Consider the following 11,685-nt stretch of genomic DNA (forward strand, 5'->3'; position numbering starts at 1 on the left):
AACTGAAGCAGCAGAAAGAATCGATTCAAGTATGGGGGAAATTCGAGAATAACGCGGATAAAGTCAAAATGCCGCTTGTCAGCGCGACCCAGGAGGAATCGGAGCAGCTTGCCAAAATCATGGCGGAAGTCAGAACGTACAGCGACGAAATGTACACGAAATTTATTATGGGTGCGGAGCCGATCGATAACTTCGACCAATACGTTACCCAATTGAAGAAAATGAATATCGAGAAAGCGATTCAGTTGCAGCAGGCTGCAGTGGAGCGTTTCAACAAGAGATAACGGAAGAAGAGGTGAGTATGATGCAGCATGTGCCTTCTCAAGCTGCTGCCGCGAGCCAAGTTCGGAAGCAGGGGAATGCCCCACTTCCGGGCTTCTTCCGACTAGCGGCCAGAGATCTTTTCCGGAACCGAGCCATTTATTTGATGCTTATTCCGGTTATATTGTTTTACGCTATTTTTCAATACGGCCCCATGTACGGTGCGGTCATCGCCTTCAAAAAGTTTGATCTCGTCAAAGGCGTATGGGCCAGCCCGTGGGTCGGCTTCGAGCACTTTAAGGAATTTTTCCAGGGATATTATTTCTGGCGATTAATGCGCAATACGCTTCTAATCTCTTTATATCAGCTTGTGTTTGCCTTTCCTGCACCCATTATATTGGCTCTTCTACTCAATGAAATAACCAAAAAATGGTTCAAGCAGCTCGTGCAAACGATCACCTATATGCCGCATTTTATCTCACTTGTCGTCGTTTGCGGGATGATTGTCCAGTTCACCTCGCGCGAAGGATTCCTTACGTCCATCGTGACCTTGTTCGGTGGCGAGCAAACTGCTTTGCTTTCGCAGGCGGATAACTTCCGGACCCTCTTCGTGTCCTCGGGCATTTGGCAGCAGGTCGGCTGGGGCTCGATTATTTATTTGGCCGCCTTGTCCGGCATTAATCCCGAGCTCTATGAAGCGGCAACCGTTGATGGTGCGGGCAGATTTCGCAAGCTGAGGAATATCACGCTACCGGGCATAATGCCGACGATCGTCATTCTGTTTATTTTGCAAATCGGGCATATGATGGATGTCGGCTTTGAGAAAATCGTGCTGCTCTACAATCCGAATACGTATGAAACAGCGGACGTCATCAACTCCTTCGTCTATCGCAAAGGGCTTGGCGGCAGCTTCGAATTCAGCTATACGACGGCTGTAGGGCTTTTCCAATCCGTCATTAACTTTACCTTGTTGATTAGCGCCAACTATATCTCCCGCAAATTAAATGAAACGAGCTTATGGTAAATAACTGGAAAGGGGAGTGAACCTACTGTGGTCAAAAAGTCAACCGGCTCCGTCGTGTTTGATGCCTTTAATGTCATATTGCTAAGTGTGCTTGTTGTCATCACGGCGTATCCGCTGCTATATGTTGTCCTTGCATCCTTCAGTAACTCCGAGTTGCTGGTCAGCCATACAGGGCTGTTGTTCAAGCCGCTTGGCTTCCAATTGGAGGCGTATAAGCTGGTGCTGAGCAATCCGAATATTTTGTCAGGTTACCGCAACACGTTGGTCGTTGTTCTGGGCGGTACGCTGCTGAGCTTATTCTTGACGGCGCTCGGCGCCTATGGGTTATCGCGCAAAGGGCTGATGTTCGGCCGTCCGCTCATGATCGCCGTCGTCTTTACAATGTTCTTCTCCGGTGGATTGATTCCTACTTATTTGCTCGTGTATAATACACTGCATCTAGGGAACAACCTCCTGGCACTGATCCTGCCGACGGCAATCTCGACCTGGAATTTGATCGTGCTGCGGACCGCGTTTGCGGCAATTCCAGAGAGCTTAATCGAGTCTGCCAAGATGGATGGCGCCGGTGAGTACAGAGTGCTTTTTCGCGTCGTCATTCCGCTCTCCATGCCAGCGATAGCCGTAATGATCTTATTTTATGGCGTTGGTCATTGGAATGCCTGGTTCTCGGCGATGATCTATCTGCGGGACAGGGAGCTGTATCCGCTGCAATTAATTATGCGGGAGATTCTCCTGCAAAATAGCGTAGATTCAATGACAAGCGCTGCTTCAGGCGCTGATGATAAATATTCGATTGGTGAGAGCATTAAGTATGCAACCATCGTGGTTGCGACGGCTCCGATCTTGTTCGTGTACCCGTTCTTGCAGAAATATTTCGCCAAAGGCGTTATGATAGGGGCCATCAAAGAGTAACGTACATGATGATGTGAAGGGGACAGCAGTGATGGTAGTGAAGGGACGTTTTACATTCAGGCGATTTAGCATCTTATGGTCTTGGTTTCTTTCCTATGCGGTCATCCTRCTGATTCCAATTCTGATTGGTTTGTTCGTCTATGTACAGGTTCGTCAGCTGGTGGAGACGGAGATTAACCGTGCGAATGCGGCGCTGCTTGAACAGGTCAAGCAGGTGCTGGACGGACAAATCGATAATATAAATCGGATGAGTGTCCAGGAAGCCTTCCTGCCGCAAGTCAGGGGACTCCTCTATGCGGAGCAGCCGCTAACCGAGCAGACACGGTATTCCATTACGCTGGCGCTCAAAGAGTTCAAGAGCTTGATGGTGTCGCATGAAATGGTCACGGATTCTTACGTGTATTACCGCAAGGGCAACTTCCTGCTTTCGCAGAGCGCGGTCTATGATCCAGATGACTACTTTCAAACTCACCATGCGACTAGCAGTAATACGAAAAAGGAATGGGACACCCTATTGAGCCGCAAGTACATGGGCGATATGGTTGTGTATCCTTATACCAATGATGTTGGCGTCACCAAGCAGGCCATTCTGTATATGCGTTCCCTTCCTGCTGAAGACCGTGGAGAGCCGCTCGGCACGAGTGTCGTTGTGCTCGAAATGGAGAAGTTCCAGGCACCAATTCAGAAAATGAATTGGATTAATCAAGGGTCCGTATTTATTTTGACGGAAGACAACGAAGTGCTGGCATCGACCAAGGCGCTGCGCTTGCCAGCCTCCATCTCTTACGACAGGTTGTCCGAGCAGAGCGGGATGGTGTACGAGACGTGGGACGGACAGAAGATGGCCGTCTCTTATATCACCTCGGACAGCGCGAAACTGAAATATATCTCGGTGCTTCCGGTGCAGGTATTTCAGGAAAAATCGTCCTATATCCGCAACCTGATGATTCTGGGTCTGCTGGCTACACTGCTGCTCGGAGCTGCCGCGGCCTATCTACTAGCTAGACGCAGCTATCATCCGGTGAACAAGCTGGTGCGTTCCTTATCTAGTACAGCGCAGTTCTCGCTTGCGGAGGCTGGGAACGAGTACTCGCTCATTTTTCATGCGCTCGATCAGCAGAATAAAGTGCTGCGCAACTACTTATTCGAACGGCTGATGAAAGGCAGGCTGGAGCCGAACTTCCCCCTGCGCGAGGCCTTGGAGACTCACGAGATTACGTTCGCTGGCGAGCGGTTTGCGGTCATGCTCATTCTTATCGAGGATTATTCGGAGATGTTTCGTCAGCCGCAAGAGGATGCCGAGCATCAACACAAGTTCGTGCAAATGATTGTCAGCAACATCGTTGAAGAGATGTGCAGACAGCGGTATGTCGCGCACATGACGGATTTGGATGAGATGTTGGCCTGCTTAATCAACGTGCAGAGCGGCTCGGATGAAGAGGTGCAGGAAGAGCTGTACCGAATTGTCGGAGAGGCGAGACAACTTATCGAGCGTAAATTCAACATTCAGTTCACGACTTCAATCAGCCGCGTTCATCTCACGACGGGCGGCATTCCTTCCGCCTATCAAGAGGCGCTCAAAGCAATGGAGTACAAGATGTTGATGGGCAGCACCGAGATTATCCAGTACGAGCAGCTGCAGAGCCATGAGCCCGAGTACTGGTTTACGTGGGAGAAGGAGCAGCGACTCATCACCGCAATTAAAGCGGGGGAGACGTCGTTGACGCTCGCCATTTTGGACGAGGTATTCGAAGCGATGCACGCCTATAATCGGCTTCCGATCGAGATGGTGCGCTGCTTCCTCTTTGATATGGCCGGGACGGTCATGAAGGCTTTGTATGAAGCCGACTACAATCGATCTGCCATGTCGGAGCAGCAGCGAGCGCTATGGAAGTTGTTAGAATCTGAGAACGTCAACGATATTCAAAGAGGGTTGTCTGATATTCTCAAACAAATTACTGGCGATCTCAGCCATAAAAAAAATCGGCCATCCGGCCTCGTCGAGGACCTGACGGCGTACATTCAGGCTCATTACCAGGAAGCGAATCTGGGTGTGGCTGCGATTGCGGAGCATTTTGGCATGAATCCGGTCTACTTGACCCGCGTCTATAAGGAGCACACCCGCGATACTCTGCTTGACGCCTTAAATAAAGCTCGCATTCAAGCGGCCAAAGAGTTGCTGACAGATGACAAGCTTACGATTAAAGAAATCGCCGAGCAGGTCGGATTTTTCAGTTCCAACACGTTTATTCGCACGTTTAAAAAGGTAGAAAGCATTACCCCAGGCATGTACAGGGATATGCTCAAAGGTATTGCGAAGCATTGAAATAAGGCTGCCCCAAGGTCGAAATGACGACGTTTGGGGCAGCCTTCTTAGCGTTCGCGAAAGTAAGAAAGCTTCTCGTATTCCCTTGGTTAGGGTAGACACGAGAAGCTTTAATTTATTGCTGAGGCTTCGTTTGTTGGTGGGCGACGATGCCCAGTATCACGGTGATGGCTTCCGCCCTTGTTGTCAGTGCTTGCGGCTCGAAGCGATTGGATTCTCGGCCWTGCAGGATGCCGAGCTTGTTCATCCTCGCGATAGCGCCCTGAGCCCAGTCTGGGATTTCCTTGCTGTCTGCAAATTCCACTGATTGTGCCGCTTCGGTGTCGAGCGCCTGCGCCAAAGCCTTCGCGCTCATGACCGCCATTTCCGCGCGAGTGATCGCTGCGTTCGGACGGAAGCTGCCGTCCTCATAGCCGCTGATGACGCCGGCTTGCACCGCTTGCGTGACCGCTTTCTGTGCCCAGGTTCCAATCTGGGCCTCATCTGTGAATGTTGCTGCAGCAGATTGTCCTTGCAGATGCAAGGCATTCATCAGCATGACAACAAACTCAGCACGGGTGACGACCCGGTCCGGTTGAAACGTGCCATCCGGATAACCGGTTGCAATCCCGGCTTCAGTCGCTTTCATAATGCCCATCATTGCCCAATGGCCGAAAATATCGCTGAAGCTAACCTTAGTAGGCTCTAGAGGCACCGGTGGGAGACTTAGAGTACCGTTGTTGGAGACGATAGGTGCAGAATCAGGCTTGGATTCAACCTTCGGCTCAGGTGTTGAGGGCTCAGCAGGATCAGTTTGATCGGGATTCGGGCCAGAAGAGCCTGGCTCGGGATGTGCCTCGGCACGGTGGACGGCTACCTGATACGTCGTAGTCGTGGTGCCGTCCTGAGCGGTGACCGCAATCGCGATCTGATTCGCTCCAACTTGCAGATTCATCGCGTTGTAGGCATACACATCGTTCGTGACCGAGCTGTAGACGGCTCCTGTCACGGTAACCGCCTGGTGGATATCCGCTTTTATCAAGAATAGCTGCAGATTGGTTACGGCGTGAGGCACCTCCAGGGAGTAGTTCAGCAACTCCGGTGTAAAAGCAGGCGATAACACGCCATGATCGGCAGATAAGCCGGACAGCAGTAGGGCATCCACATGCGCAGGACCACTTGGCTCCCACTTGGCGAATACCGTGAGGTTGGCAGTGATGGCGGCTGTATCGAAGGAAAAAGGCGTTGTCAGCGCTGCATCGCTGAACCATCCGCCAAACGAATAGCCGCTTCTCACAGGGGAGGCAGGTTCAGCAGCGAAGCCGTTCTCATCGATCGTCTGGCTGCCGACGCTAGAACCGCCATTGCTTTCGAAATTGACGCTGAACGTTGCAGGATAAGGGAGAGCAGCCTGCGGCTGCCCCTCCGTGTAAATAATTAATTGCGGACCCATTCCTGCGCTTTCCTTCGCATAGTAGGAGTGGATCACATTGCTGCTCAAGTAAGTAATTCCGAGGCTAATTTTTTTATCACCAGCAAGCTCACTGACGACCTGTGCCGTTACATCAATATCGACATATTGGTTAGCCGCCGGTACAGTCCAGGAACCGAGCACAGTGCTCATGGCGGGTTTGTTGCTGTCGGTGATCGTCGTTTCTCCCCAGGCATCGTCGCTGACAAACTGAAGTTTGTCGGAGAAGGTGCCTGTTGCGGCTGAGGTTAACCGCAGCTTGGCGGATGTAACCTTGCCTGCCACCTGGGACAAATCAAAGCGGAGATAGGACTCTCTTGGTGTTGAAGGACTTTTGACCAGCAGAGTTGCATTGCCTCCATAATTGGTTGTCGGCGCAGCTGCTGCAACGAAGCTGTCCGCTTCTGTGCCGAGCGCGTAGCCCATGCGGCTCTTGGTATACACCAGGATTTTGGCTGCTTGGCTGCCGTTGCCGTTCTCTTTCGTATAGTAGTTGTGTGATGTACCACTATTTGTCTGAGAAGAGAGAAGCAGGCTCAGCTGTTTGTTGCCGGCAAGTTCGGAGAGCACCTGAGCACCGACATCAACGACGGCTTGCTGGCCAGCATCCGGTGTGCTCCAAGAGGTGAATACTGCTCCGCCAGAAGGCGCGTTGGAGGGCAGCAACATGGACTCTTCCCAAGTGTCGTCGCTGACTACTTGCAATTGATCGGTTGACGATCCAGTTGTCGAAGAGGTCAAGACCAGCTTGCTGTATTCCGGTGTTACATCGGCCGGCAGATCGGAAAGCTGAAAGCGCATATAAGCACTTCTGACAGAAGTGGGATTCGCAGAACCACGAATTTCCATCGTTTTGGCTGCCCCGTAATTGCTGGTCGTTTTGCCCATATTCAAGTGAGCGTCAGCTGCAACCGCGACCGTATAGTAATCCGCATCCCTTACGACATGTCGGTAGATATGGAACGGATTGCCGGCCGAGCTCTTCATGACAAGCTTACCGATGTCCTGAATGGACGGAGCGCCGGTACGGTAAGCGTAATGGTCGGCAATTTGCACTTCTGCTCCGTTTTTCGGTGCGATGAATACGCTGTACGTCTTCGAAGCAAGATCGGTCAGGATGGTGACATGATAAGACTCCCCAGCCGTGTAAGAGAGCGGATACGTTTGGGCGTAGGCCGTGCCGTTCCATGCTTTGAACGTTCCGTTCGCATCGAGCGAAATCGAGATCGGAAGGTCGGTTTCGCTGTTTGCTGCCAACGTTTGGCCTGTATAACCGATCAAAGCACCGCCAGTACCTGCTGATGGAACCAAATCAAATTCCATGGTCTGGACGCCGGTATGACCCGCACCTAGGTCTTTTGCGCTGAGCGAGGCAGACGACGACCAGGCAGGAACGGCTACCGCATACAACTCGTCGCCGGACATCGTAAAGTTCGCCAGCGGAATGCCGTTTAATGTTACAGCCGTGGCGCCTGGCGCTTTAATGGCGATCGCACCCGCAGCATTCGAATCGCTTGCAGCGAGGAGATTGGAACCCGTGATCTCGACAGTTGAGCCGTTCCAATCTACGGCGATATCATCGATCACCCTGTTCGAAGCAATGAGCTTCGTGCCGCTGCTGGCAAGCGTAGAGCCAGATTTCAACAGAGCAGATTGAACAGTTCCGCTCGATGATTTTTCCGCATAAGCCAGCCTGCCGTCAAACGTGAACGTATCGAAGCTGCGTACAAAACGCGGAATCTCTTCATGGGATACATAGTAGTAGCCTGAGGTTTCCGCATCTCCGATATGGTCGATTTTCAGCGCGCTCGCCACGGTAGTTGGAACGGAAGGTGCAACCGGCAGGCGGTTCACCTGCACATCTCGGCTGTCTCCGCTTGCGGTCGGGTACAGGATCGTGTCAAAGGTCACATCTCCAGCTACCTGCTTGGTGTAGGAGGTATAAGTGGCGTCCGCTACGGAATAAAACGCATTGGAATAATAGCCGTGATCGAGTGTAGCTGTGAGCTGGCCGGGGTCAGCTGGCACAACTTGCATATTGCCGGAAGCATCGCCAAATTGGGTGCTTGTTTTCTTGCTGCTTCCAGCGAGAGCCGGGTTCGCAGAGGGCAGGAAGTGCCAAGTTTGCTGGTACTTGTTGCTGCCGCCGGGGGCGCGAACATAATCCGAAACGATCGAGTAGGATGATTTCAGAAAAAGGACGTCCCGCACATACGTAAATCCGGGCACATTCCTGGTGACTCCCTGGACATAATTGAACTTGCCGTTATCGGCCCAATCTTGCAGGGAGCCTTCGGCTGTGTTTTGCGCCGTATCGTTAATTTCAATCGTATTGTGCGCCTCTGTAGAGAAACGAAGCCAGTTGGAAATCGGCTCATCGCTGTATGACAAGGCACCGGGGTCAACCAACAGCGGCCTGCCGTTCGCATAATAGACGATGCCATTATCGTCCGGGTGTCGATGAGAGGTTTGCTGCTTCGTATTGATAAACAAGTACCGGTCGTTCGGCGACCATCCGCTGCGCATAACACCCGTATCGCTTACCGGATAATAAGCAGATGTATAAGTCGGAGGCGCTCCTTGCGCGCCAGCGCTGCCGACATACTGAAGGCCGCTGTCCCCGTAAAGATCGCCAATCTGTTTGACGATCGCTTTGATATCCAGCGAGCTGCCGTCTCCGAAGAGCGGCAAGACCCCGTTCGGATATGCCATATCGGCCAAGTATTTGCCCATTCCATGCAAGTAGGTATCGAAAGTTGTATTGAAGGATAGGCCGTTCAAGCTGCCGAGTTCCTTGGATACCAGAAAGGCATTGGCAGAAGCGACCGTATAGCTTGCGCTTGATTCAGAATAGGAGCCGTCGCTGAAATTCAAGGACGAGATCAGCGAGTCGAAACGGCTATTTGCAATGGAAAGCCACGCTGCGGAATCCGTGAATTCTGGAAAATAGACGGCAATGCTGTAGAAGGCCTGCACTTCAAATGCCCCGTGATTGTTGCGGGGATCGAAGCCCTCTGGCGTCGCGAAGTGCGCGCCTTTTTTCCAAAAGGTTTTGAGTAAATCGGTATTGGCCGAGGCCGTTAAGGAGGGACTGCTCCGAAGCACGTGATAGGCCATCACCCAGTTGGCGGCTCGTATTGAAGTCTGGAAAGTCAGCGGGAATCGACCAGCGCCTTCGGCTAGGGAGGAGGCATCCCCGTCGCGAATAAAATCGAGCATATAGCTAATATAGCTGGCTGCATATCTCTCCGTTTGCGTTGAAGCATAGGCGGCAATCAGTGGATTCAACCAGTTGAAATTGGTGATCTGCATCGCATATTGTTCATCCGCAATGCCGGCTGCAGGGCCAACCCAGTCGGTTCCGTCTGGATTTCCCTGCCAGGAGAATGTTTTGCCGCTATGATTGGCGTAGGTGAGCGAGTTCTCATTCCATGCACTGTCTCCCGTTTGGTACAACATCACATCCGTACCGCCAGCTGCTTCGGTGTAACCGGAAAGCTCCAACGTTGCGCTGGTGACTGTTCCGCTGATGGCACTCAAATTAAATTTAAGATACGCCTTGCGTTTATTTGAATCATAGGGTGCGCCCGATTCCAGCACCTGAAGAAGGGGCTCGCTGGCGTGAATGCTTGTATCGTTGCCCCGAATATAGGTATCCATCGTCGGAAGCAAGCTCGCTGTTTGTGCGCCGGCGCTGTTCGTATAGTGCACCTTCAGCACAGGCAGGCATGCTGGAAGCGGCGTCAGTGCACAGTTCTGTTCTCGGCTGTACAGCATGGCCGGTTCGGTACCCTTATAGCGCCCCATGAGCATGAAGCTCAGCATTTTGTCGGAGCCGAGGGCGCTGTTCACCTTGGCGAGCATATCGAAACTGGCTGTGCCAGGCGTATGAGGGACTGTAAACGTAGTCAGATAGAATTCCTTCAGGGGAGTAATAACATGATCCATGATAATGGGAAGCAGATTAGGATCAACGGTGATATCGTCAAAGCCCTGAATGGTTCGGGTCGTACGATTGGCAAAATAGGTCTGCAGTTCCTGCTCAGCTTGCGCATAATTGCCTGCTAGAACGCTGGTCTGAACGGCGTTTAAGCTCGGATAAGCGGCATAGTTAAGCTTGCCGGGCGTCGACCACTGGCCRGCATGGCTATCCCATACGCCGAAAAAATCGGCGTCCGACATGCTGCTGACCCCTGTAGAAGCAGCATAAGCGCGCTGGGGTGCGGCGAGTGCGGGAAACAAAAGCTGGAGACAAAGAAACAAGGAAAGGATGATGAAGGGGAATGCCTTTGGGTGGCGCAAGTTCTTATTTTTCAATAGATGGACCTCCTCGTCATAGCTGCTGCGTATGAATGATGTCATTCGGATACCTCCATGGATGCCATTGAAATTGAGGAGACGTTGACTCCCCTGACCTGAATTGCAAGCGTTTGCATTATTGCGTGTTAGTTGTAAAATCATTTGCACAGTAGTGTTGTAACGGCCGTTACTCGTCTATCATAGCTAGCATATGGTCGTATGGGAATCGTCCGTTTCATGCGCATATCGCCGAAACCCAACTTTTTATAAGCTGCTTGTTGGTGGGGGATCGCCTATTTACGACATTTGGCTTGTGGGAACGAGGAGCCGAAGCGGAAGAGGTTGGTTTTGGATGATGGGCACATGAAATGGAGGATATTCATGCCGAAGGCTCCCCCGGTAAAATAGAGATGAGAAAGAAACTGTACTCAGGGGTGTGCAACAATGATTGAATTACAAATCCAGGATCAAGCTTGGTTAGCACAAGTGATCAGCAAGATCACGGACAAAATGGCATGGGTCAGCGAAAAGTCTGCCAGCAAGATTCCTTATACAACGGTAGACGGTGTGCATGACAATCGGATTGTGGACAAACCGACCGGTGAATTGACAGACGGTATCAATTGGTGGACGAATGGCTTTTGGGGCGGCATGATGTGGCTAATGTATCACGAAACTGGCAGGGACAGTTATAAACAGATTGCTAATCAGTCCGAAGAAGCGCTCGATGAATGCTTCCGTCAATTTTACGGTTTGCACCACGACGTAGGGTTTATGTGGCTGCCGACCAGCGTAGCGAATTATAAAATGACGTTGAATCCGGAATCTCATAAAAGAGCGCTGCATGCTGCCAATTTGTTGGCCGGGCGCTTCAACTTAGCCGGCGGCTTCATCCGGGCTTGGAACGATTCAGAGAACTTCGATACCCGTGGCTGGGCGATCGTCGATTGCCTGATGAACCTGCCATTGTTGTACTGGGCAAGCCATGAAACCGGTGATCCGCGCTTTAAGCAGATTGCCATGAGACACGCGGATACAGCAATGACGGCATTCGTCCGACCGGATGGTTCCGTGAACCATATTGTGGAGTTCGATCCGTTTGAAGGTGGCGTGGTGAAAACTTATGGGGGACAGGGGTATGAGGAGGGTTCCTCATGGACGCGCGGACAAGCATGGGCGCTGTACGGCTTCATGATGAGCTACCGGCACACGCAAAAAGAGGACTATTTGCACACAGCCAAGCGCGTCGCACACTATTTCATGGCCAATATTCCGGAGGATGGCATCATTCCAATCGATTTCCGGCAACCGAAGGAGCCGGCTTATGAAGACTCTACTGCGGCGGCTGTTGCGGCCTGCGGTTTGTTGGAAATTGCCAAAGCCGTCAATGAGCATGAGCAGGCGATGTATCTT

Annotated in this window: 5 protein-coding genes and 1 pseudogene; 5 read left to right on the top strand and 1 reads right to left on the bottom strand. The window is 51.8% G+C overall.

All coding sequences use genetic code 11. The features are described from left to right. The 4 genes and pseudogenes from AC1DUA_RS07515 to AC1DUA_RS07530 form a co-directional block, all read left to right on the top strand. Positions 1-284 (top strand): annotated as a pseudogene (locus AC1DUA_RS07515) (extracellular solute-binding protein); the annotation flags it as partial. A 20-nt stretch (positions 285-304) separates the two neighbouring features. Continuing rightward, positions 305-1,285 carry an ABC transporter permease gene (locus AC1DUA_RS07520; RefSeq protein WP_477499143.1) on the top strand — a complete coding sequence of 327 codons (981 nt, stop codon included), beginning with the start codon at positions 305-307 and terminating at the stop codon, positions 1,283-1,285. Between the two features lie 27 nt (positions 1,286-1,312). Then, entirely contained in the window at positions 1,313-2,197 is an 885-nt protein-coding gene (locus AC1DUA_RS07525) for a carbohydrate ABC transporter permease (protein ID WP_477499139.1), read from the top strand. 31 nt (positions 2,198-2,228) lie between these two features. Beyond that, positions 2,229-4,523 (top strand): AraC family transcriptional regulator, encoded by a 2,295-nt coding sequence (locus AC1DUA_RS07530; protein WP_477499140.1) that lies wholly within the window; start codon positions 2,229-2,231, stop codon positions 4,521-4,523. 115 nt (positions 4,524-4,638) lie between these two features. On the opposite strand, the gene AC1DUA_RS07535 is transcribed toward AC1DUA_RS07530, so the two are convergent. After that, positions 4,639-10,335 carry a CBM96 family carbohydrate-binding protein gene (locus AC1DUA_RS07535; protein ID WP_477499141.1) on the bottom strand — a complete coding sequence of 1,899 codons (5,697 nt, stop codon included), beginning with the start codon at positions 10,333-10,335 and terminating at the stop codon, positions 4,639-4,641. 381 nt (positions 10,336-10,716) lie between these two features. On the opposite strand from AC1DUA_RS07535, the gene AC1DUA_RS07540 reads away from it, so the two are divergent. Further along, on the top strand, positions 10,717-11,685 hold a 969-nt coding region (locus tag AC1DUA_RS07540), incomplete at its 3' end, for a glycoside hydrolase family 88 protein (protein ID WP_477499142.1).

The organism is Paenibacillus sp. 01T422 (assembly GCF_056398785.1).

Bases quoted from the DNA above. Each gene is read 5' to 3' on its own strand.
- AC1DUA_RS07520 (WP_477499143.1), top strand. From the start codon at position 305: ATGCAGCATGTGCCTTCTCAAGCTGCTGCCGCGAGCCAAGTTCGGAAG.